The sequence below is a fragment of the Phycicoccus sp. genome, from assembly GCF_035325325.1.
Classification (GTDB): Bacteria; Actinomycetota; Actinomycetes; order Actinomycetales; family Dermatophilaceae; genus Phycicoccus.
Genome location: NZ_DAOLAC010000003.1, coordinates 161,286 through 181,893 on the forward strand (window position 1 = coordinate 161,286; position 20,608 = coordinate 181,893).

General features: G+C 73.8%; 22 protein-coding genes. 11 read left to right on the forward strand and 11 right to left on the reverse strand.

The window, feature by feature from the left end; genetic code table 11:
* The first annotated feature begins 69 nt into the window (after nt 1-69).
* Nucleotides 70-927, forward strand: coding sequence for a L,D-transpeptidase family protein (locus PKA89_RS03725; protein ID WP_324416734.1), 858 nt, complete (start codon nt 70-72; stop codon nt 925-927).
* A gap of 9 nt (nt 928-936) precedes the next feature.
* Here the strand turns inward: PKA89_RS03725 and PKA89_RS03730 are convergent, their stop codons facing one another.
* The 3 genes from PKA89_RS03730 to PKA89_RS03740 are packed head-to-tail and all read right to left on the reverse strand — an operon-like array spanning nt 937 to nt 3,891.
* On the reverse strand, nt 937-1,965 hold the full coding sequence (locus tag PKA89_RS03730) for a saccharopine dehydrogenase (RefSeq protein ID WP_324416735.1): 1,029 nt from the start codon (nt 1,963-1,965) through the stop codon (nt 937-939).
* Nucleotides 1,966-1,970: 5 nt separating this feature from the next.
* Nucleotides 1,971-3,011 (reverse strand): Gfo/Idh/MocA family oxidoreductase, encoded by a 1,041-nt coding sequence (locus tag PKA89_RS03735; RefSeq protein ID WP_324416736.1) that lies wholly within the window; start codon nt 3,009-3,011, stop codon nt 1,971-1,973.
* Nucleotides 3,012-3,045: 34 nt separating this feature from the next.
* Nucleotides 3,046-3,891: an RIO1 family regulatory kinase/ATPase gene (locus tag PKA89_RS03740; protein WP_324416846.1), complete on the reverse strand. Its 846-nt coding sequence runs from the start codon at nt 3,889-3,891 to the stop codon at nt 3,046-3,048.
* Between the two features lie 406 nt (nt 3,892-4,297).
* Here PKA89_RS03740 and PKA89_RS03745 point away from each other — a divergent pair, with 406 nt between their 5' ends.
* The 3 genes from PKA89_RS03745 (at nt 4,298) to PKA89_RS03755 (ending at nt 7,069) form a co-directional block, all read left to right on the forward strand.
* Nucleotides 4,298-5,497, forward strand: a complete 1,200-nt coding sequence (locus PKA89_RS03745; protein ID WP_324416737.1) for an acyl-CoA dehydrogenase family protein — start codon at nt 4,298-4,300, stop codon at nt 5,495-5,497.
* A 191-nt stretch (nt 5,498-5,688) separates the two neighbouring features.
* On the forward strand, nt 5,689-6,279 hold the full coding sequence (locus PKA89_RS03750) for a general stress protein (protein ID WP_324416738.1): 591 nt from the start codon (nt 5,689-5,691) through the stop codon (nt 6,277-6,279).
* Between the two features lie 22 nt (nt 6,280-6,301).
* Entirely contained in the window at nt 6,302-7,069 is a 768-nt protein-coding gene (locus PKA89_RS03755; RefSeq protein WP_324416739.1) for a PIG-L deacetylase family protein, read from the forward strand.
* Nucleotide 7,070: 1 nt separating this feature from the next.
* Here the strand turns inward: PKA89_RS03755 and PKA89_RS03760 are convergent, their stop codons facing one another.
* Nucleotides 7,071-8,561 carry an aminopeptidase P family protein gene (locus tag PKA89_RS03760; RefSeq protein WP_324416740.1) on the reverse strand — a complete coding sequence of 497 codons (1,491 nt, stop codon included), beginning with the start codon at nt 8,559-8,561 and terminating at the stop codon, nt 7,071-7,073.
* 93 nt (nt 8,562-8,654) lie between these two features.
* On the opposite strand from PKA89_RS03760, the gene PKA89_RS03765 reads away from it, so the two are divergent.
* Together PKA89_RS03765 and PKA89_RS03770 are read left to right on the forward strand one after the other, a co-directional pair.
* Entirely contained in the window at nt 8,655-9,143 is a 489-nt protein-coding gene (locus PKA89_RS03765) for a hypothetical protein (RefSeq protein WP_324416741.1), read from the forward strand.
* On the forward strand, nt 9,140-10,186 hold the full coding sequence (locus tag PKA89_RS03770; RefSeq protein ID WP_324416742.1) for a DUF2332 domain-containing protein: 1,047 nt from the start codon (nt 9,140-9,142) through the stop codon (nt 10,184-10,186). Before PKA89_RS03765 ends, PKA89_RS03770 begins: the two co-directional genes overlap by 4 nt.
* Before the next feature lie 15 nt (nt 10,187-10,201).
* Here PKA89_RS03770 and glpK read toward each other — a convergent pair whose 3' ends face one another.
* Nucleotides 10,202-11,713, reverse strand: coding sequence for a glycerol kinase GlpK (glpK, locus tag PKA89_RS03775; RefSeq protein ID WP_324416743.1), 1,512 nt, complete (start codon nt 11,711-11,713; stop codon nt 10,202-10,204).
* 131 nt (nt 11,714-11,844) lie between these two features.
* Between glpK and PKA89_RS03780 the strand changes: the two genes are divergently transcribed.
* The gene (locus PKA89_RS03780; protein WP_324416744.1) at nt 11,845-12,384 is read left to right on the forward strand and encodes a MaoC family dehydratase; all 540 of its coding nucleotides are present in this window, start codon (nt 11,845-11,847) and stop codon (nt 12,382-12,384) included.
* Between the two features lie 6 nt (nt 12,385-12,390).
* On the opposite strand, the gene PKA89_RS03785 is transcribed toward PKA89_RS03780, so the two are convergent.
* Complete coding sequence (locus PKA89_RS03785; RefSeq protein ID WP_324416745.1) at nt 12,391-13,509, reverse strand: hypothetical protein; 1,119 nt, start codon at nt 13,507-13,509, stop codon at nt 12,391-12,393.
* Nucleotides 13,506-14,012, reverse strand: a complete 507-nt coding sequence (locus PKA89_RS03790; protein ID WP_324416746.1) for a SigE family RNA polymerase sigma factor — start codon at nt 14,010-14,012, stop codon at nt 13,506-13,508. The genes PKA89_RS03785 and PKA89_RS03790 overlap by 4 nt, the downstream gene beginning before the upstream one ends.
* A gap of 96 nt (nt 14,013-14,108) precedes the next feature.
* Between PKA89_RS03790 and PKA89_RS03795 the strand changes: the two genes are divergently transcribed.
* Nucleotides 14,109-14,954 (forward strand): PHP domain-containing protein, encoded by an 846-nt coding sequence (locus tag PKA89_RS03795; protein ID WP_324416747.1) that lies wholly within the window; start codon nt 14,109-14,111, stop codon nt 14,952-14,954.
* Nucleotides 14,951-15,574, forward strand: coding sequence for a MarC family protein (locus tag PKA89_RS03800; RefSeq protein ID WP_324416748.1), 624 nt, complete (start codon nt 14,951-14,953; stop codon nt 15,572-15,574). Before PKA89_RS03795 ends, PKA89_RS03800 begins: the two co-directional genes overlap by 4 nt.
* A gap of 102 nt (nt 15,575-15,676) precedes the next feature.
* Here PKA89_RS03800 and PKA89_RS03805 read toward each other — a convergent pair whose 3' ends face one another.
* A complete protein-coding gene (locus PKA89_RS03805) occupies nt 15,677-15,826 on the reverse strand; it encodes a hypothetical protein (protein WP_324416750.1) in 150 nt (49 codons plus the stop codon).
* A gap of 42 nt (nt 15,827-15,868) precedes the next feature.
* Nucleotides 15,869-16,318 carry a hypothetical protein gene (locus tag PKA89_RS03810; RefSeq protein ID WP_324416752.1) on the reverse strand — a complete coding sequence of 150 codons (450 nt, stop codon included), beginning with the start codon at nt 16,316-16,318 and terminating at the stop codon, nt 15,869-15,871.
* A 72-nt stretch (nt 16,319-16,390) separates the two neighbouring features.
* Here PKA89_RS03810 and PKA89_RS03815 point away from each other — a divergent pair, with 72 nt between their 5' ends.
* Nucleotides 16,391-16,825 carry a hypothetical protein gene (locus PKA89_RS03815; RefSeq protein WP_324416754.1) on the forward strand — a complete coding sequence of 145 codons (435 nt, stop codon included), beginning with the start codon at nt 16,391-16,393 and terminating at the stop codon, nt 16,823-16,825.
* Here PKA89_RS03815 and PKA89_RS03820 read toward each other — a convergent pair.
* Complete coding sequence (locus PKA89_RS03820; protein WP_324416756.1) at nt 16,797-17,378, reverse strand: CGNR zinc finger domain-containing protein; 582 nt, start codon at nt 17,376-17,378, stop codon at nt 16,797-16,799. The genes PKA89_RS03815 and PKA89_RS03820 overlap by 29 nt on opposite strands.
* 26 nt (nt 17,379-17,404) lie before the next feature.
* Here PKA89_RS03820 and PKA89_RS03825 point away from each other — a divergent pair, with 26 nt between their 5' ends.
* Complete coding sequence (locus PKA89_RS03825; RefSeq protein WP_324416758.1) at nt 17,405-18,616, forward strand: MFS transporter; 1,212 nt, start codon at nt 17,405-17,407, stop codon at nt 18,614-18,616.
* Here PKA89_RS03825 and betT read toward each other — a convergent pair.
* Entirely contained in the window at nt 18,540-20,600 is a 2,061-nt protein-coding gene (gene betT / locus PKA89_RS03830) for a choline BCCT transporter BetT (RefSeq protein WP_324416760.1), read from the reverse strand. The two genes, PKA89_RS03825 and betT, sit on opposite strands and share 77 nt — an antisense overlap.
* Nucleotides 20,601-20,608 lie beyond the last annotated feature (8 nt).

Sequence of the window (20,608 nt, forward strand, 5' to 3'; positions counted from 1 at the left end):
CGCCCGACCCTCCTGATGCCGTCTCGTGGGAGGTCGACACGTTCTTCGACACCTCGGGGGAGGGGCACCATGCCGACCGGCCGACGACCCGCACTCCTGGTCACGGCCGCGCTCGTGGCGGCGACGGTCCTGGCCGGGTGCAGCCGCCTCGACCAGCTCGCCGGCGGGCCCGTGGTCCCGAGCGCGGAGCCCAGCGCGACGGCCACCCCGACGTCCGCCGGGGCGTCGCCGACGCCCTCGGCCACCCTGACGCCGACGTCCAGCCCGACCCCGACCCCCAGCGCGACCCCCAGCGCGACGCCCACGGCCACGCCGAGCCCGACCCCGTCGACGCCGGCGTCCCTGTCCTACGGCTCGACGGGCGCGCAGGTGCTGGAGCTCCAGCAGCGGCTCACCGCCCTCGGGTACTGGCTCGGCACCCCGGACGGCCGGTTCGGCTCGCTGACCCAGCAGGCGGTCTTCGCCCTCCAGAAGTCGGCCGGGCTCTCCCGCGACGGCGTCGTCGGGCCGAGGACCCGGGCCGCGCTCGCCGCGGGGACCCGGCCGCGGGCCACCCTGTCCGGCGACGGCGTCGAGATCGACCTCCGGCGCCAGGTGCTCATGGTCGTGCGGAAGGGCCGCCCGGTCCTCGCCCTCAACACCTCCACCGGCAGCGGTGAGCCGTACACGTCCAACGGCCACACGTCCACGGCGTACACCCCGACCGGCAGCTTCACCGTGTTCCGCCAGGTCGACGGCCAGGACGACAGCGACCTCGGCGAGCTGTGGCGGCCGAAGTACTTCTACCGGGGCTGGGCCGTGCACGGCTCCCCGAGCATCCCGCCCTACCCCGCCTCGCACGGCTGTGCGCGGCTGAGCAACGCGGCCATCGACATGATCTGGGCCGAGGGCCTCATGCCCATCGGCTCCCGCGTCCTCGTCCGCTGAGCCGACGGGTCAGGCCGAGCGCAGCCCCCGGGCGCTGCGGTAGGCGTTCTCCGCCTCGCGCCACGGCCCGCGCCGGCCGGCGAGGGCCGGCACGAGCGGCACGAGGTCGGCGGAGAACGCGACACTCGCCTCGCGCGGCAGGAGCGAGGGCAGGTTGTCGACGGCGATGACGTCCAGCGGGGGGTCCTCGTGCACCCGGCGCGCCGGCTCCTCCCAGGAGGTGATCGCCCGGTTGACCGGGACGAGGTTGTGCTCGGAGGTCACGTCGCACGTGACGTCCGCGACGACCCGCAGGGCACGCTCGGCCGCGAGGTCCTGCGGGCGCACGAACGCCGGCTGGGCAGTGGTGGACAGGACGCAGTTGACGAGGAGCTCGTGGTCGAGCAGGGCCGCGCGGTCGAGGACCCGGGTGTCCTCCCGGTCCCATCCGTCGACCCTCGCGCCCGCCGCGAACAGCGCGTCGAGGGCGCCGTGCCCGCTGCGGCCCTGCGCCCCCACGACGAGCGCCTCGAGACCGTCGGCCCCGGTGGCGCGCACCAGCGCATCCAGCTCCGCCTTCTCCATCGGGTGGAGCGGCTGGAGCGCTCCACGCGTCGCGAGGACACCGAGCGAGGCGCCGACGTACCCGGCCCAGTAGCCGAAGGCGATGACCCGGCGGCCGTCGACGGTGAGGTACTCGAGGTCGAGCAGCTCGCCGCCGCCCTCGGCGAACCGCCGGAGCAGGTCGCCGGCGCCGGCCTGGCCCTTGTAGGCGTGGCCGAAGAAGATGTGGCGGTGCCGCAACGCGTCCGGGGCCGCCGGCAGCTCCTTGATGCCGAGCACGTAGGCGTCGTCGGGGGCCTGCGGCCACGAGTCGGCCGGCACGATCTCGCAGCCGCCGGTGCGGTAGGCCTCGCTCGTGAAGACGCGCTGGGGCGACTCCTCGACGGTGACGCGGACGCCGTCGGCGACGAGCCGGGCCGCATCGTGCGGGACGAGCGGAGCCCGGCGCTCGGTGGCGCGGGTCTCGTGGCGGAGCCACAGGTGGAGGTCGGCCATGCCGGTCATTCTCCCGGGTAGGTGACGCCGACCTGTCGGCGGACCTCGTCCATGACCGTCATCACCGCACGGGTGGCCGTCCACGGCACCGACCACGGCTCGTGCCGCCCCTCGGCGACCGCGCGCGCCACCTCGGCCACCTGGTAGCGGAACCCGTGCTCGGGGTGCTCCGGAGCGAACGTGTCGACGACCGATCCGCCGGGCTCGACGAGCCGGACCGTCGTGGCGGCGCCGTAGAACCAGCCCGGCCCGGTCAGCTCGACACGCGCGGCGGACCCGGCGACGAGCGCGGCGCACGGCGTGGCCGCGGCCATCGTCGAGGTCATCCGGGCCAGCGCTCCGCCCCGCCGCGCGGTGACGCCGAGGGTGGCGTCGACCCCCTCGGGCGTCAGCACGCCGAGAGCCGCGACGTCCTCGAGGCCGCCGAGGACGTGGTGGGCGAAGTGGATCGGGTAGACCCCGAGGTCGAGCAGCGACCCACCGGCGAGGGCGGGGTCCCAGAGCCGCCGGGGACCGTCGGGCCACAGCAGCTGGCCGTGGTCGGCCTGGACGAGGGCGACGTCGCCGAGCGTTCCCTCGGCGACCGTGCGGCGGACCACGTCGTACTGCGGGAGGTACCGGCTCCACATCGCCTCGGCGGCGAGCACGCCGGCGGCGCGGGCGGCATCGAGCACCTCGTCGGTCTCCCGGAGGCTGCGGGCGAAGGCCTTCTCGACGAGGACGTGGCGACCGGCGGCGACGGCGAGCAGGGCGTGCTCGCGGTGCTCGCTGTGCGGGGAGGCCACGTACACGACGTCGACGTCCTCGTCGGCCACGAGCTCCTCGTACGACCCGTAGGAGCGGGTGACCCCGTGCCGCCGGGCGAACGCGTCGGCCCGCTCGGCGGACCGGGAGCCGACCGCGACGACCTCGGAGCGAGTGCCCGCGCGGACGGCCTCGGCGAAGGTGTTCGCGATGCCGCCCGGCCCGAGCACCCCCCAGCGGACCCGGGGGGCGGCCATCGGGTCGGGGACGGTCGAGGGGGCGAGCGCGGGCGGCGACGGCATGGGTGAACCCTAGGCGTTGCCGGCGTCGGCGCGCTCAGAACCGGGCCGTCGCCTCGGCGACGAGGTCGGCGACCAGCTCACCGTCGTCGACCTCGAGCCCCTTGCGCCGGAACCAGGTCGTCATCGTCAGGGCGTCCCGTTCGAGGAACTCGAAACCCTTGGGGTTGCCGATGACGTCGACCACCTGCGGCCAGTCGATGAGGACCAGCCGCTCCTCGTGGACGAGGACGTTGTAGGGGCTGAGGTCGCCGTGCGTCCAGCCGTGGTGGGCGAGGGTGAGCATCGCCGAGCGCAGCTGCTCGAACAGGTCGGCGAGCAGGTCCGGCTCGGGCCGGGTCTGGACGAGCCGGGGTGCGGCCACGGGCGTCTCGCCGTCCACGTCGCCGACGAACTCCATGAGCATCTCGGTCTCGTCGAGCTGTACCGGGTACGGGACCGGGAGCTCGAGCTCCCAGAGCCTGCGGAGCGCGTCGAACTCGGCCATCGCCCACTGGCCGGCGATGACCTGCTTGCCGAAGTCGGTGCGCCGGGCCATCGCGCGCATCTCGCGGCTCTTGCGGACCCGTCGGCCCTCGAGGTAGCCCGAGTCGCGGTGGAAGAGACGGTGGTCGCCGCTGCGGTAGCGCTTGGCGGCCATCGTCACGACGCGGTCGGTGCCCGGTACCCAGCGTCGCAGGACGTGGACGTCGGCCTCCTTGCCGGTCTTGAGCACGCCGAGGTCGGCGTCGACGGCACCGAGCTGGGTGATGACCCAGTCGGGGCGAGGCTTCGGCCCGTGGGTCGCGCCGTCCCAGGAGGACCAGCGCTCGCCCTCGGGCGGGGCGTCAGGGGAGGTGTCGGTGGAGAAGGCTGCCTGCTTCTCCGGCAGGTGGAACGGCATGTGTGCCACGGGGGTGCTCCTGAGCGAGGAAGGGGATGAGGACCGGGGTACGGCCCGCGACGGTCGTCGACATCGGGTCCACCTCCACTGCTCGGGGCGCGGCCGGGCGCCGCGCGTCTCGTTCAGGGTGACGCAGAGGACCGGCGACGCGCGACCCCTTTTCCCACCAGCCCCGGCGGTATCGGGTGACCCGATATCCCTGCGCCTCACCCGACAACCGTTCCCGGGTGAGGCGCGGTCGTATCGGGTGACCCGATACGCGTGGGACACGGGGACGGGGGGCGGGGGACGGTGGGGCGCGTCACACGGTGGGGGGACTCACATCCGGCACGCGTTCCGACGGCTCGGAGCCCCGGGCACACTGGGCTGCGACCCCCCGACGAGACGCGAAGGCGGCGATCCGCGCATGTCCCGACTCCAGAGCACCGACGGCCTCACCGAGGAGCAGCACGAGCTCATCAAGCTGGTCCGCGAGTTCGTCGACGAGCAGATCCTCCCGGTCGCCACCGAGCTCGAGCACCAGGACGAGTACCCGACGCAGATCGTCGAGGGCATGAAGGAGATGGGCATCTTCGGGCTGATGATCCCCGAGGAGTACGGCGGCCTCGGCGAGAGCCTGCTGACCTACGCGCTCGTCGTCGAGGAGATCGCCCGCGGCTGGATGAGCGTCAGCGGCATCATCAACACGCACTTCATCGTCGCGTACCTGCTGCTCCAGCACGGCACCGAGGAGCAGAAGCAGCGCTACCTGCCGCGGATGGCGACCGGCGAGGTGCGCGGCGCGTTCTCGATGTCCGAGCCCGGGCTCGGCTCCGACGTCGCGGCCATCCGCACCAAGGCGGTCCGGGGCGAGGACGGCGGCTGGACGATCGACGGCCAGAAGATGTGGCTGACCAACGGCGGCTCGGCCAACCTCGTCGCGGTCCTCGTCAAGACCGACCTCGGCGAGTCCGACAGCCCGTACAAGAACATGACGACCTTCCTCGTCGAGAAGGAGCCCGGGTTCGGCGAGACCGCGCAGGGCGTCACGGTCCCCGGCAAGATCGAGAAGATGGGCTACAAGGGCGTCGACACGACCGAGCTCGTCCTCCAGGGCCACCGCACCACCGACGAGCAGGTCCTCGGCGGGGTGCCGGGCAGGGGTTTCTACCAGATGATGGACGGGGTCGAGGTGGGCCGCGTCAACGTCGCGGCGCGCGCCTGCGGCCTCTCGCGGCGCGCCTTCGAGCTCGGCATCGCCTACAGCCAGCAGCGCGAGACCTTTGGCAAGAAGATCGCCGAGCACCAGGGCATCCTCTTCCGGCTCGCCGACATGGCGACCAAGGTCGAGGCCAGCCACCAGATGATGGTCAAGGCGGCGCGGCTCAAGGACGCCGGGCAGCGCAACGACCTCGAGGCCGGGATGGCCAAGTACCTCGCCGCCGAGAACTGCGCCGACGTCGTCGAGCAGTCCTTCCGCATCCACGGCGGGTACGGCTACTCCAAGGAGTACGAGATCGAGCGCCTCTACCGGGAGGCGCCGATGCTGCTCATCGGCGAGGGCACCGCCGAGATCCAGAAGATGATCATCGGCCGCCGGCTGCTCGAGGACTACAAGGCCCGCTGAGGCGGCGTCCCGGCACCGCCGGGACGACCGACGGACGACACGCAGGAGACGGGGGTCGCCCGGTCCCGGGTGTCGAGCCGTGAGTGTGCTGCATCGTGTCGTCCGCCCGTCGGGCTCCGGCGGCGCCCGGGCAGTCGAGCCGCACAGCGGGCGTGCAGCCGACGTCCAGCCGGCGGTGACACACTGGGGGCATGAGCACCCAGCCCATGCGTCCGGGCCTGCGGGCCGCCCTGTCGCTGGAGTACCCGATGAGTCTCGGGGTCCACGACTCCTACGAGGAGGCCCAGAAGGCCGTCGACTACCTGTCCGACCACGAGTTCCCGGTCCAGGACGTGATGATCGTCGGCACCGACCTCAAGCAGATCGAGCGGGTGACCGGACGGCTCACCCAGGGTCGGGTCATCGGCGCCGGTGCGCTCTCGGGCATGTGGCTCGGTCTCTTCGTCGGGACGATCTTCGCCGTCTTCGACCCCAACGGGCTCAACCTCGTCAACATCCTCGCCACCGTCGTGTTCGGTGCCGTGTTCGGGATGATCTGGGCCTGGTTCGGCTATCGGCTGACCCGGGGCCAGCGCGACTTCACGTCGGTGAGCCAGGTGGTCGCGGCGAAGTACGAGGTCCTCGTCGAGCACCGGCACGTCGCCCGCGGACGCGAGCTCCTCACCCAGATGGACCCGATGAAGGCCGCCCAGGAGGAGGTGCGTCGCGCTCAGGAGGAGGAGCGGGCCCGCCTCGCGTCCGAGCACCCGGCGACCGCGCCCCAGGACCCTCCCCAGGCCTGAGCGGCGGGCGTATCGTCGGCGCATGTCCGACGAGCGCCCGTCCCTGATGCCCCTCGAGGGGCCGTTCACCTCCGTCCTCTGCGTCGTCGCGCACCCGGACGACATCGAGTACGGCACCGCCGCCGTCGTCCACCGCTGGGTCGGTGAGGGCGCGACCGTCGCGTACTTCCTGCTGACCCGCGGCGAGGCGGGCATCGACACGATGCCGCCGGAGCGGGCCGGCGCCGTCCGCGAGGCCGAGGAGCGCGAGAGCGCGCGGCGGGTCGGGGTCGACGTCGTCGAGTTCGGCGGCCTCACCGACGGGGCGATCGAGTATGGGGTGCCGCTGCGCCGCGCGATCGCCGCCGCCATCCGGCGCCACCGCCCGCAGCTCGTCGTCGGCCAGAGCTGGGAGATGTTCTTCGGCCCGAACATGGTCAACCAGGCCGACCACCGAGCGGTCGGGCTGGCCACGCTCGACGCGGTCGCCGACGCGGGCAACCGGTGGCTCCACCGCGACCTCGCCGAGGACGGCCTGGAGCCGTGGGGCGGGGTCGAGGTCCTCGCCGTCGCCGGGTCGGCCGAGCCGACCCACTACGTCGGGGTCTCCGAGGAGGAGTTCGAGGCGTCGGTCCACTCCCTGGAGGCCCACGACGCGTACAACTCGGTCCTCCCCGACGACTTCCCGAAGCCGCGGGCCCTCATCTCGATGATCCTCGGCCGCGGGGGCGAGGCGGCCGGCGTCGAGCGAGCGTGGACGGCCCGCGTGGTCGTCGACCGGCGCACCCCGCCTGCGGGAGAACCGGACTGAGTCAGCGCTGCTGGACCCGCGCCACCCACGCCTCGACCTCGTCGGCCGAGCGCGGCATCGCGGCGGAGAGGTTCTCGCAGCCGTCCTCGGTGACGAGCACGTCGTCCTCGATGCGCACGCCGATGCCGCGGAAGCGCTCGGGCGCCTTGAGGTCGTCGGCCTTGAAGTAGAGGCCGGGCTCGACGGTGAGGACCATGCCGGGGCGCAGCTCGGCGTCCATGTACTCCTCACGGGTGGCGAGCGCGCAGTCGTGGACGTCGAGCCCGAGGTGGTGGCTCGTGCCGTGGACCATCCAACGGCGGTGGTACTGGCCGTGCTCCTTGTCGAGGGTGTCCTCGACCGAGACGCCCTCGGGCAGAAGGCCCCAGGCGTGCAGGTGCTCGGCGATGACGCGGATGGCGGCCGCGTGCACGTCGGAGAACCTGTTGCCCGGCTTCACGGCCTCGATGCCGGCCTGCTGCGCGGCGTACACCGCGTCGTAGACCTCGCGCTGGGCGTCGGTGAACGTGCCGTCGACCGGCAGGGTCCGGGTGATGTCGGCCGTGTAGAGGCTGTCGACCTCGACCCCCGCGTCGATGAGGACGAGCTCGCCCTCGTGGACGTCGCCGGTGTTCTTGATCCAGTGCAGGGTGTTCGCGTGGTCGCCGGCGGCGCAGATGGAGTCGTAGCCGACGCCGTTGCCGCGGTGCCGCGCGGAGAGCCCGAAGGTGCCCTCGAGCCAGCGCTCTCCGCGGCCGCCCTCGACCGCCTCGGGCAGCGCCGCGATCATCGCCTCGAAGCCCGCGTGGGTCGCGGCGACGGCCTCGCGCATCTGCTCGACCTCGAACTCGTCCTTGCACATCCGCGCGTGGGAGACGAAGTGCGCGAGGGCGTCGTCGCTCTCGGCGAGCGACTCCTCGGTGGCGCCGTTCTCGACGCGCGCGGCATCGAGGCGGGCGGTCAGCTCGAGGTCGGCGTCGCGGACGACCCGGACGGTGACCTCGCCGGCGTCCTTGGCGACGGCGTCGACGAGGCCGTCGACGTGCCGCGCGGTGAGGCCGAGCTCGAGCTCGACGTCGTCGATCGTGGGCCGGGCGCCGACCCAGAACTCGCCGTAGCGGGCGTCCGCGAAGAACTCGTCGCTGTCGCGGTCGGCGAGCGGGCGGAACCAGAGGACCGCCTCGTGGCCGCCGTCGTCGAGCGGCTCGAGGACGAGCACGGCGTCCGGCTCGCGGTCGGCGCCGAGGCCGGTGAGGTACGCGAACGCGGTGTGCGGGCGGAAGACGTAGTCGGTGTCGTTGCTGCGGACCTTGAGGCCGCCGGCCGGCACGACGAGGCGCTGGCGGGGGAAGGCGGCACTCAGGACGGCCCGCCGGGCCGCGGCGTACTCCGCGGAGGGCGCCCGCTCGGTGACCGTCGGCCGCCGCGGCGCCCAGTCCTCCTGGATGAACGCCCGCAGCTCGTCGGTGGTCGCCCGGGCCCGGTTGTCGGCCTGCTTCTGCTCCTCGCTCACCCGGTCCATGCTGCCACGCGACGGGCGTGACCTCGGCCACGGGAGCCGTCCCGGGGTTTGCGGACGGCGGCGGCCGGTTGCGAGACTGCCCGGATGGGCAAGCACAGCGCACCACGCCGCCGGGGGGCCCTCGCCGTGACGACCGGGGCCGCCGCGGTCGCCGCGACGGCGGTGTTCGCGACCACCCTCGCCGACGGCGGGCACCCCGTGCCGTCGGCGGCCGCCGTGCCCCACGAGGCCGGGACGGAGGCGACGCCCACCTCCACCCCGGTCCCGACGAGCACCCGGGGCGAGGCTCCCGACCGGGCCTCGCGCAGCGTCCGGCGCACCGCGCCACCGGCGGGGGAGACCCCCCCGCCGGCCCCGCCCCCCCCCCCGCGGCGGGGGGCCCCGCCGCCGAGCCCCGCCCCCCGCGCGAGCCCGCCCCCGCCCCCGCGCACCCCCCCCCGCACCTCCCCCCCCGGCACCCCGACGGCGACCCCGACACCGTCGGTCACTCCGTCGGGCACCCCGAGTTCCCCGGGCGTGGTCACGCGCGTCGTCGACGGCGTCGCCGTCATCGTCGGCGGCCTCCTGCCGTGACCCCGGACGACGGTGCGCAGACGCTGGCGGACCGCTTTCGCGACCACTTCCGCCACCGCGACCACCTCTACGGCGTCCTCCTCGCCGAGATGGCCGACGACTGGGAGGCCGGTGGGGTCACCCGCGAGCTCTTCGAGGGCTGGGAGGAGTCCGAGACGCGTCAGTTCGTGCAGCTGCGGCTGCTCGCCGGCCTGTTCCGCATCGTCCTGCGCGGGGAGGCGCCGCAGCTCGTGCCCTTCTACCCGGTCCTCGGCGGTGACGCCGACCTCGACGAGGCCTGGGCGGCCGTGCGCCCGGTGCTCGCCGCGCACGTCGATGAGCTGCGGGCGTCGCTGCGGGAGGCGCCGCAGACGAACGAGCCCGCCCGCGCGGTCGCCCTCCTCGTGGGGGTGTCGGAGGCGGTGCGCCGCACCGGGATACGACGGGTCCGCCTGCTCGAGGTGGGGGCGTCGGCGGGGCTCGGACTGCACGTCGACCGTTACCGCTTCCTCGGTGACGGCTGGAGCGCCGGGCCGGAGGGCTCCCCGCTGGTCGTCGACGGGTGCGCGGCGGCCGGGTTCGTCCCCGAGCCCGTCGAGGTGATCGAGCGCCGCGGGTGCGACCTCGCCCCCGTCGACGTGACGACCGACGACGGGGCCGCGTACCTTCGGTCCTTCGTGTGGCCGTGGATGCTCGAGCGGCACCGGCGACTCGACGGCGCGATCGACGTGGCGCGCGAGCACCCGGCGACCGTCGACCGGGCACCGGCCGGGCGGTGGCTGGCCCACCGGCTCGCCGAGCCCGCCCCCGACGGCGTCCTCACCGTCGTGTGGCACTCCGTGACGCGGGTCTACTGGCCGGTCGAGGAGACCGAGGCGGTGGGCTCGGTCATCGAGGCCGCCCGTTCCCGGATGCCGGTCGCGCACGTCTCCCTGGAGACGCCGTGGGCCGCGTGGGAGTCCGCGTCGGCCCGCGACGTGCCGCACTGGCCGCGCATCGAGCTCGACGGCGACCTGCTCGGGACGTGCGACCACCACGGGCCGCCGGTGCACCTCGAGCGGTGACCCGCGGTCGGTCGCTCAGTCCTCGACCCAGTCGAGGGTGCGCTCGACCGCCTTCTTCCACCCGGCGTAGCCGTCGCGGCGCTGCGCGTCGGACCACGTCGGCTCCCACCGCTCGTCCTCGGCCCAGTTCGTGCGCAGCTCGTCGGTGTCGCGCCAGAAGCCGACCGCCAGGCCGGCGGCGTAGGCCGCACCGAGGGCGGTCGTCTCGGCGACGACCGGCTTGCTCACCGGGACCCCGAGGACGTCGGCCTGCAGCTGCATGCACAGCCGGTTCGCGGTGACCCCGCCGTCGACCTTGAGGCAGGTCATCTCCACGCCCGAGTCGGCGACCATCGCCTCCGCGACGTCGCGCGACTGGTAGCAGATCGCCTCGAGGGTGGCCCGGGCCAGGTGCGCGTTGGTGTTGAAGCGGGAGAGTCCGACGATGGCGCCGCGGGCGTCGCTGCGCCAGTAGGGCGCGAAGAGGCCGCTGAACGCCGGCACGAAGTACATGCCGCCGGTGTCCTCCACCTGGGCGGCCAGCCGCTCGACCTCGGAGGCACCGGAGATGATGCCCAGCTGGTCGCGCAGCCACTGGACGGCGCTGCCGGTCACCGCGATCGAGCCCTCCAGGGCGTAGACCGGTCTCGCGTCGCCGAGCTGGTAGGCGACGGTGGTCAGCAGGCCGTTCTGGCTGCGCACGAGCTCCTCCCCGGTGTTGAGGAGGAGGAAGTTGCCGGTGCCGTAGGTGTTCTTCGCCTCGCCGGGCTCGAAGCACACCTGCCCCACGGTGGCCGCCTGCTGGTCGCCGAGCACGCCGGCGATGCGCACGGCGCTCGTGCCCCGGCGTCCGCCGGTCTCGCCGTAGGCCTCCGCGTGGCTGCTCGGCCGGATCGCCGGGAGCATCGAGCGCGGGATCCCGAAGAAGCCGAGCAGCTCCTCGTCCCAGTCGAGGGTCGTGAGGTCCATGAGCATCGTGCGACTCGCGTTCGTCACGTCGGTGACGTGCAGGCCGCCGTCCGGACCGCCCGTGAGGTTCCACACCACCCACGTGTCGGGGGTGCCGAAGAGCGCGTCGCCGCGCTCGGCGGCCTCGCGCAGCCCGTCGACGTTCTCGAGCATCCACTGCACCTTGCCGGCACTGAAGTACGTGGCCGGCGGCAGGCCCGCCTTCTCGCGGATGACGTCGCCGCGGCCGTCGGCGTCGAGCGCCCGGGCGATGGCGGCGGTCCGGGTGTCCTGCCAGACGATGGCGTTGTGGAAGGGGCGCCCGGTGCGGCGGTCCCACACCACCGCCGTCTCCCGCTGGTTGGTGATGCCGATGGCGGCCAGGTCGGAGGTCGAGATGCCGGCGCTGGTCAGCGCCGACCCGATGACCGACTGGGTGCGGTCCCATATCTCGAGCGGGTTGTGCTCGACCCAGCCGGCCCGGGGGAGCACCTGCTCGTGCTCGAGCTGGTGCCGGGCCACCTCGCGTCCGTCGTGGTCGAACACCATGAACCGGGTGCTCGTCGTGCCCTGGTCGACCGCGCCGATGAAGTCCGCCATGACGGCGAGCCTATTCCCGGCCGTCCGTCCCGGACCGGCGCCGGTGTGGGGAACCGCACGTCGGTGTCGGCTGCCGCGGTCGGCGTCGGCACGGGAGGATGGCCCGGACCCGCCAACGAAGGAGACCTGACGTGCAGTTCGGACGCAGCTACGAGGAGTTCGAGGTCGGCGCGACGTACAAGCACTGGCCCGGCAAGACGGTCACCGAGTACGACGACCACCTGTTCTGCCTGCTGACGATGAACCACCACCCGCTGCACCTCGACGCCCACTACGCCGAGGAGACGACCCAGTTCGGGAAGAACGTCGTCGTCGGCAACTACGTCTACTCGATCCTCCTCGGGATGTCGGTGCCGGACGTCAGCGGCAAGGCGATCGCCAACCTCGAGATCGAGAGCCTGCGACACGTCGCCCCGACCTTCCACGGCGACACCCTGTACGGCGAGACGACCGTGCTCGACAAGTGGGAGAGCACGAGCAAGGACGACCGCGGCGTCGTGCACGTCGAGACCATCGGCTACAACCAGGACGGGAAGGTCGTCTGCATCTTCCGCCGGAAGGTCATGGTGCCGAAGCAGTCCTACCTCGAGGCCCGCGGGGGCGAGCAGCCCGGCCGGCCCGTGCCGCAGCCGGACCGGAACTGGCCCGGTCCGGCTGCTCCCGACGCGTGAGCGCGCTCAGGGCCGCTCGGTGACCGTGCGGCCGCCCTCGTCCCAGGTCACCGAGCGGTAACCGGAACCCTTCGTCGCCACGGGGTGGGAGAAGCGGGTCCAGAGGACGGCGAGGTCGGTCCCGGGGACGGGCACGACGGCGAGCGGGTTCGTCACGGTGGTCCCGGCGGTGGGGGTGAAGGTCCCCGGTGTCGTCCCGGCGGGAACGACGGCCGCGAAGAGGGTGTCGATGCGGTCGCCGTCTCCCCGGCCGGTGGCGAGGAACGGACGGCCACTGCTGTTGCGCGAGCCGTCCAGCTCCATCATCGTGTCGCCCCCCTCGGCCGAGAAGGTCCCCAGCCGCGCGAGGCCCTCGGAGACGAACACGACGGTTCGCTCCGCGTCGTCGAGCGTCACGGCGGGCACGACGGTGCCCTGCTCGTCGCGCACCGTCCCGCTGCCGTCCCACCAGAGGAGGTGCTGGACGGTGTCGGCGTCCCCGGCCACCTCGAAACGCACCGCGAAGGCCTTGCGGCCCGTCCCGCGCAGCGGTGCGGTGACCGAGGTGGAGGCGTGGCCCCCCTCGTCCGACATCGGGCTGACGAGCTGGAAGTGCTCGGCCTGCTCCGGGAGGACCCCGACGAGCACGTGCGCGCCCGGGCCGGCGCTGCCCCACGTGGCCCCGAGCGCCGGGACGCCGTCGAGGCTCGATCCGCCCATCACCGACGTACCCCCGTCGGTGTCGACCGACAGGTACTCGAGGTCGGGAGTCCGCCCGGGGACGACGCGCACGGCGACCCGTCGCGGCCCCGGGATGGAGAGCGCGCGGCCGTCGGTGCTGCTCGAGAGGTCGGCGAACTCGTCGAGGACCGCGGTGACCGGGTCGGTCGGCGTGGCACTGCGCGTGGCCGGGACCTCCAGGGCTCCGCGGTCGCCGGAGCGGTCGAGGACCGCCCAGCCACCGACGCCGAGGACGACGGTGGCGGCCAGCGTGCCGCCCACGAGGGCCCGTCGGCGCCGGCGCAGCACCCGCTGCCCGGTGCCGAGCACCTCGGCGGAATCGATGTCGACGAAGGCGTCGTGCTCGGCCTCCGTGGCGCCCCGCAGCAGTGAGCGCAGATCATCCTCGAACAGGTCGTGGGTCATCGGACTTCCTCCTCGGAGGTGGCGAGCCGGGTTCGCAGGGAAGCGAGCCCGCGAGAGGCGGCGGACTTGACGCTGCCCAGGGAGATGTCGAGCAGGTCGGCGACGGCCTGCTCGGGAAGGTCGGCGTAGTAGCGAAGGACGACGACGCGGCGCTGCTGCTCGGGCAGCGTCGCGAGCAGCCGCACGACGACGTCGCGGTCGTCGCTCGTCGTGGACGGCGGCCCGCCGGTGTCGGGGACCGCCTCGACGACGACCTCGCCCCGGCGACGCCGCCAGGTGTCCGTGCGCTCGTTGACGAGGACCTTGCGCGCGTACGCGAGGGCGCCCTCCGGTCGCACCCGCGGCCACGCGACGTAGGTCTTGACGAGCGCCGCCTGGACGAGGTCGTGGGCGGCGTGGTGCTCGCCGGTCAGCAGCCACGCGGTGCGCAGCAGCGACGGCGAGGCCTGCTCGACGAACGCGGTGAAGGCCTCGTCGCGCGCTGTGCGTCCCCACGTGCTCATCTGTCCTCCTGGTGGTCGGTCACACCCTCTCCTACGGAGCAGGTCCCCGGAAGGTTGCCGCGCGCGACCGGGTTTGTGCGCCACTACGATCGCGGGGTGATCGACCTGCACGCCCACTCGAGCGCGAGCGACGGCACCGAGCCGCCGGCGGGCGTCGTGGACTCGGCGGTCGTGGCCGGGCTGTCCGTGCTCGCCCTCACCGACCACGACACCACCCTCGGCTGGGCCGAGGCGTCCGACGCGGCGCGCGCGGCCGGCATCACCCTGGTCCCCGGTATCGAGGTCTCGTGCTCGCGTCGGTACCGCTCCGTGCACCTGCTGGCCTACCTTCCCGACCCGGCGCACCCCGAGCTCGTCGCCGAGCTCGAGGAGGCCCGGTCCAGCCGCGAGTCGCGGCTGGACCGGATGGTCACCCGGATGGCCGCCGACGGGCTCCCGGTGTCGGTGGAGTCGGTGCGTGCCGAGGTGGAGGAGGGGGCGACCGCCGGCCGGCCGCACATCGCCGACGCGCTGGTCCGAGCGGGCGCGGTCGCGCACCGCGACGAGGCCTTCGCCCGCTGGCTCGGGGACACCAGCCCCTACTACGTCTCGCACTACGCCCCCGACCCGGTGCGGGCGGTCGAGGTGGTGCGGGCGGCCGGGGGGGTGCCCGTCGTCGCGCACCCGCTCTCCCGCACGCGCACCGGCGTCGTCACCGACGACCTCCTCGAGGAGCTCGCCGCCGCGGGGCTGGCCGGGATCGAGGCCCGGCACCGCGACCACGACCCGGCGGCCGTCCGCCACCTCACCGACGTCGCCCGGCGGCTCGACCTCGTCGTCACCGGCTCGAGCGACTACCACGGGCAGGGCAAGCTGAACCGGTTGGGGGAGAACACGACCGACCCCGAGGCGCTCGAGCGCATCGAGGCCCTCGCGACCGGGACGGAGGTCGTGCGGCCGTGAGCTGGTTCGACCTCTCGGCGTTCACGACGACGTTCGTCACGCTCGTCGTCATCCTCGACCCCCCGGGGGCCATCCCGATCTTCCTCGCGCTCACCGGGCCCCTGCCGGTCCGGCAGAAGACCGCCGCGGCCCGCCGCGCCAGCCTCGTCGCGCTCGGGGTCATCGCCTCGTTCGCGGTGTTCGGCCAGCAGATCCTCGACTACCTCCACATCTCGCTCCCGGCCCTCCAGGCCTCCGGAGGGCTGCTCCTCCTCATCGTCGCGCTCCAGCTGCTGACCGGCGCCGAGTCGGAGCAGCACGCGGACGCCGGGGTCAACGTGGCGCTCGTCCCGCTCGGCACGCCGCTGCTCGCGGGGCCCGGGGCCATCGTCGCGACGATGCTCGCGGTCAAGGACGCCGACGGCGCGGCCGGGCTCGTCGCCGTGGCCGCCGCCCTCGTCGCGGCGCTCTTCCTCGTCTTCCTCGTCTTCCGGTTCGCCACCCCGCTGGCCCGGGTGCTCAAGGACAGCGGCATCGTCCTGCTCACCCGCATCGCCGGGCTGCTGCTCTCGGCCATCGCCGTGCAGATGGTCGCCGACGCGGTGACCGCCTTCGTCCGGGGGGCCGGCGTCAGCGGCTGAGCCCCCCGGTCGCGCGGAGCGTGGGCAGGTGCCCGCGGTGCGCTGGCACTGCGAGTCCCGGATCCTGCTCAACGCACCCGGGCAGTCGTGTGCGACCGAGCCTCACTGCATGCGGTGCCGGACCACGTGCAGGCGCAGCGGGTTCGCGCGGGGGAGCCGGAGGGTGCGTCGGCGCGGTGCGTGCTGGTGCCGGCGCGGGGTCAGGTCGGTCGGGGTCACGGAGCGGGCCACCGTCAGGGTCATCATCCTCATGCCCGGGAGGAGCGCCGCCGGGTCCGCCTGATACGTCCGGTCTCACCCTCGTGACGAGTCCTCGGGCGTGGCCGCGTGGCCCGGGCGGCCGTGGGTGCGCCGGTCCTCCTTCATCTCCGCCTCGAAGACGTGCCGTCGGCCCTCCATGAGCTCCTCCCGGGCTGTGCGCTCGTGCTCGCGGAACGCCGCGTAGTAGCCGTCGTCGTACTCCTCGACCACCTGGAAGGACCACCGGCCGGCGAGGACGTTGCGCCCGACGAGGTCGGTCTCGATGCGGTCCGCGAGCTCGGGATGGCCGGCGTCGCGCAGCTGGTCGACCGCCTCGCCGAGGGTGAGGTCGGCGGTGCCGCAGCGCCGGTGGAACGCGTAGAGGAACCCGCGGGCCTCCTCGACGACCTCGAGGGCCTCGGAGAGCCTGCCGAGGGCGGCGACGGTGGCGTCGGAGGTGCCGGCCGGGCGGGAGTGGGCGTCGTCGACGGAGTCGTGGGTCATGGAGCGACGCTACGACCGGAGGGTGTGGAAAACCCCGCGGCGGGACGGGCCGATCCGGGCATCCTCGCCGGCATGAGCTTCGAGGACCTGCCCGAGACCTGGGCCACCCAGCCACTGACCGATCCGCTCCTCGCCGCGGACGTCGTCGACCTCGTCGTCGGTCACGCCGACCGGATGGAGGGGTGCCTCGGCTTCCTCTTCCTCGACGACGACCTGCGTCTCGCGCAGCCGTGCGTCCTGGGTGAGGTCCCCCCGGACGGCGACCCCTGGGAGATGCGGGACTCGCTGCGCTCGGTGTTCGGGTCGCTGCCGTTCGCCGGCGTGGTCTTCGCGCGCGGGCGCGACGGCACCGTCCTGGTGACGGACTCCGACCGGGCCTGGCACGAGGTGGTCATCGACGTGTGCCGGCGGGCCGACCTCCGGCTGGTCGGCTCCTTTCTCGCGACGCCCTCGACGGTCCGGCCCTTCCCGGCGCCCCTCACCGCGGTGGAGCACCTCGCGTCCTGAGCCGGTGGGCAGCCGCCTTGACCCGGTTCTGGCAGCGCGTGGAGCAGAACCGGCGGTGGGTGTTGCGGCTGCGGTCCACCCACACCCGGTCGCAGGCCGGCGCATCGCAGACCCCGAGCCGGGAGCCGAGGTCGCCCCCGACGGCCATCGCGAGGCCGGCGGCGATCCCGGCGGCCCAGCCACGTGCGAACGTCGTGTCCGGGCCGTGGAAGTGGATGGCCCAGCGTCCGTCGTCCCCGCGGTCGAGCTCGGGGTGGGCCCCGGTGCGGCGGAGCATCGCGTTGACGAGTGCCGCCGCCGCGTCCTCGTCCCCGACGCCGAGGGCCTCGACCACGCGCCGGGCCTCGTGGACCTCCGCGACGAGGGCCACGACTTCCGGGTCGGAGGGCGATGGATCGTAGCCGTCGTGGCGGACCGCGCCGACGACTGCCGCGCGCAGGTCGGCGCCCTCCGGCGCGGGGTGCGCCCGGCCGCCGTCCTCGCCGGGCGTCACCGCGTTGACGAGCGCCACGGTGGCGTCGAGGACTGCATCGACGTGACTGTTGAAACGCATGTCAGAAGGCACCTAGGGTCGAGAGCGTGTCACTGCTCATCAAGTCTACGTCAGTCACCGGAGTCCTCGTGGCCGCCCGCGTCGTCAACCGGCTCGGTGGTGCCGGGATGGCCTTCCTCGGCGTGCGGATGACCCGCGACCTCGGGATGCCCCTCGCCACGACCAGCCTCGTCCTCGCCGCGTTCGGGCTCGCGACCATCCCCTCCCGTCTGGTCGGGGGGGTGCTGACCGCGCGGTGGGGGCCCCGGCCGGCCCTCGTCACGGGCCTCGCGGCCTCCGGGGTGGCGCAGGCGCTCGTCGCGCTCGGCCCCACCGCTCCCGTCGTCGTCGCCGGGGTCGTCCTCCTCGGGCTCGCCTACGAGGTCATCGAACCGGCAACGCAGACCGCCGTCGTCTCCGGGGTCGACCCCGCCCGCCGCGCCTCGCGATTCTCCCTGCTCTGGGCGACCATCTCGGTGGCCGGCGTCCTGGCCGGGGTGCTCGCAGCGTTCGTCACCCGCTGGGGTGTCGGCGCGCTCTTCGCCGTCGACGCCGCGACGAGCCTCGCCGCCGCGGCGCTCGTCGCCGGCCTCCTGCCGCGCCTGCCCCTCCACCGGGTGCACCGCGCCTGGCGCGCGGCGCTGGGCCCGCGCGTCCTCGGCTGGAGCGCACTGTGCACCGTGTCGGCGACGGTCGTCATGGTCGTCGTCCTCCTCCTGCCGGTCGTCGTCGAGGGGAGCGGGCACCCGCCGTCGTTCACCGCCTGGCTCCTCGTCGCGGGCGCGGGGAGCGCGCTGGGCACCCAGCGGCTCCTCGCCCGCGTCGAGGCCGGCGTGCCCACCCACGTCGTCCTGGCGGCCGGCTTCGGCCTGCTCGCGGCGGCGCTCGCCGTCTGGTCGGTCGGTGGTGGGCGCGCCCTCGTCGCCGGGGCCCTCCTCGAGGGCGCCGCGGGCAGCCTCGTCGTCGGGACCCAGATGGCCGTCGCCTCCCGGCTCGCCGCCCCGGGGTCCGAGGCCGCCGTGATGACCGTGCAGGGCCTGTCGTGGGGCGTGGCGACCGTCCTCGCCCCGCTCGTCGGCGGCGCACTCCTCAGCGGCGGCCCCCGGGTGCTCTGGCTCACCGCTGCCGCCGTCGCAGGTGGGCTTGCCGCGGCACACGCGGCGGGGCCGGCCGCCTGGGCGCTCAGCCGGTCGTCGTCGGCTCGGCGAGGCGCAGGAACTCGAGGTGCCGCTCGTAGTGGTCCAGGCAGTCGTGGATGACCTGCGCCGCCGACCAGCCCATGACGTCGTAGCCCTGCCCGCCGTCGCTCAGGTGCACCTCGAGCCGGGCGTAGGTGTCGCGGCTCTGGATCATCCGCCCGCCGTAGGTCGGGACCGGGGCCATCTCGAGCTCGACCCGGTAGACGAACTCGGGATCCACCCCGGCCGCCCGGAGGGTGACCGCCGGGGTGGCGGAGTCGATCTCGTTCTCGCAGGCGGTCGCCACCTCGTGCCGGCACAGCTCGTCGGCGACCTCGGTGAGGGCGGGCCCGACGACGTCGCGCAGGTGCTCGAGCGCGTCCGTGCGGTCGACGAAGTTGGTCGCCCGGGCCAGCCGGGAGCGCCACGACGCGGTGCGGTCCTCGCGCGGAACGGCTGCGGCGCGGGCGGAGAGCACCGCGTTGAGGGTCTGGTCGCGCGAGTCGGCCCGCCGGCCCTCGACCCGCAGTGCGCGCACCAGCCCCACCATGACGAGCACGAGGACGACCGCGAACGGCAGCCCGAAGATGATCGTCGCGTACTGGAGCGCGGTGATGCCGCCGACGAGGAGCATCGCGATGGTCAGCAGCCCCGTCGCCGCCGCCCAGGTGATCCGCAGCCACCCGGCGGCGTCCTCGGTGAGGTCGCCGAGGCGGCTGGTCAGGTTGGCCATGACGAGCGCGCCGGAGTCGGCGGAGGTCACGTAGAAGAGCAGCCCGACGAAGAAGGCGAGCCCGATGACCACCTTCCCGAGCGGGTAGCCGGCCACGAGGTCGTAGAAGCCGACCCCGCTGAAGTCCTGCGCGGTCTCGGCGAACGAGGTGTCGCCGCCGCGGATCCGCTCGATCGCCGCGTTCCCGAAGATCGAGATCCACATGACGATGTAGAGGAAGGGGATGACGAGCGTGCCGGCGACGAACTGCCGGATCGTGCGGCCCCGCGAGATCCGGGCGAGGAAGAGCCCGACGAAGGAGGCCCAGGCCACCCACCAGGCCCAGAAGAACAGCGTCCACGACCCCATCCACGAGGCGTTGTCGAGGAACGGGAAGGTCTCCATCGTCTTGGCCGGGAAGCTGCGCAGGAAGTCGCCGACGTTGGCGACGGCGGCGTTGAGCAGCAGGCTCGTGTTGCCGGTGACGAGCACCCACGCGGCGAGCCCGAGCGCGAGGAGGACGTTGAGCTGGGAGAGGAACCGGATGCCCTTGTCGACGCCGGTCGTCGCCGACACGGCGGCCATGACGACGGCCAGGACGGCGAGGGCGACCTGGGCGCCGGTGCCCACGCCGATGCCGAAGAGCACGTTGAGCCCGACGTTGAGGAAGACGACGCCGATGCCGAGGGAGGTGGCCACCCCGAAGATCGTGCCGAGCACCGCGGCGGTGTCGACGGCGTGGCCGAGCGGGCCGCCGATCCGCTTCCCGAGCACCGGCGCGAGGGCCGAGCGGACGGCGAGCGGCAGCCCGCGGCGGTAGCAGAAGTAGCCGAGCGCGAGGCCCATCAGGGCGTACATGCCCCAGCCGGTGATGCCGTAGTGGAAGAGCGTCCAGACCGTCGCGTCGCGGGCGGCGCCGACCGACTCGGCCGCCGGGCCGCCCTCCGGCGGGGCCATGTACTGGGTCGCGGGCTCGACGACCGAGTAGAACATCACGTCGGTGCCGATGCCGGCCGCGAAGAGCATCGAGGCCCACGCGAAGGTCGAGAACTCGGGCCGGGAGTGGTCCGGGCCGAGGCGCACGTGCCCGTACCGCGAGAGCCCGAGGTAGACGACGAACCCGAGGACGGCCGTCGCGAGGAGGACGTAGAACCAGCCGAACCACTCGGTGACCCACGAGGTGACCGCGCCGAGCGCGCTCTCCGCCGACCCCGGGCTGACGAGCGCCCAGACCGCCATGACCAGCACTCCGGTCAGCGAGGCGGCGAAGACCGGCATCCGCACCGGCGGACCTCCGAACCGCCCGGTGGCCGTCGTGTCCGTCGTGTCCGGTGCGTCGGTCGTCGTGCTCATCGGGTCCT

What these genes read in the sequence shown, in the direction of transcription:
- PKA89_RS03725 (WP_324416734.1), top strand. Translation starts at nt 70, where the DNA reads ATGCCGACCGGCCGACGACCCGCACTCCTGGTCACGGCCGCGCTCGTG.
- PKA89_RS03730 (WP_324416735.1), bottom strand. Translation starts at nt 1,965, where the DNA reads ATGGCCGACCTCCACCTGTGGCTCCGCCACGAGACCCGCGCCACCGAG.
- PKA89_RS03735 (WP_324416736.1), bottom strand. Translation starts at nt 3,011, where the DNA reads ATGCCGTCGCCGCCCGCGCTCGCCCCCTCGACCGTCCCCGACCCGATG.
- PKA89_RS03740 (WP_324416846.1), bottom strand. Translation starts at nt 3,891, where the DNA reads ATGCCGTTCCACCTGCCGGAGAAGCAGGCAGCCTTCTCCACCGACACC.
- PKA89_RS03745 (WP_324416737.1), top strand. Translation starts at nt 4,298, where the DNA reads ATGTCCCGACTCCAGAGCACCGACGGCCTCACCGAGGAGCAGCACGAG.
- PKA89_RS03750 (WP_324416738.1), top strand. Translation starts at nt 5,689, where the DNA reads ATGAGCACCCAGCCCATGCGTCCGGGCCTGCGGGCCGCCCTGTCGCTG.
- PKA89_RS03755 (WP_324416739.1), top strand. Translation starts at nt 6,302, where the DNA reads ATGTCCGACGAGCGCCCGTCCCTGATGCCCCTCGAGGGGCCGTTCACC.
- PKA89_RS03765 (WP_324416741.1), top strand. Translation starts at nt 8,655, where the DNA reads ATGGGCAAGCACAGCGCACCACGCCGCCGGGGGGCCCTCGCCGTGACG.
- glpK (WP_324416743.1), bottom strand. Translation starts at nt 11,713, where the DNA reads ATGGCGGACTTCATCGGCGCGGTCGACCAGGGCACGACGAGCACCCGG.
- PKA89_RS03785 (WP_324416745.1), bottom strand. Translation starts at nt 13,509, where the DNA reads ATGACCCACGACCTGTTCGAGGATGATCTGCGCTCACTGCTGCGGGGC.
- PKA89_RS03790 (WP_324416746.1), bottom strand. Translation starts at nt 14,012, where the DNA reads ATGAGCACGTGGGGACGCACAGCGCGCGACGAGGCCTTCACCGCGTTC.
- PKA89_RS03805 (WP_324416750.1), bottom strand. Translation starts at nt 15,826, where the DNA reads ATGAGGATGATGACCCTGACGGTGGCCCGCTCCGTGACCCCGACCGAC.
- PKA89_RS03810 (WP_324416752.1), bottom strand. Translation starts at nt 16,318, where the DNA reads ATGACCCACGACTCCGTCGACGACGCCCACTCCCGCCCGGCCGGCACC.
- PKA89_RS03815 (WP_324416754.1), top strand. Translation starts at nt 16,391, where the DNA reads ATGAGCTTCGAGGACCTGCCCGAGACCTGGGCCACCCAGCCACTGACC.
- PKA89_RS03820 (WP_324416756.1), bottom strand. Translation starts at nt 17,378, where the DNA reads ATGCGTTTCAACAGTCACGTCGATGCAGTCCTCGACGCCACCGTGGCG.
- betT (WP_324416760.1), bottom strand. Translation starts at nt 20,600, where the DNA reads ATGAGCACGACGACCGACGCACCGGACACGACGGACACGACGGCCACC.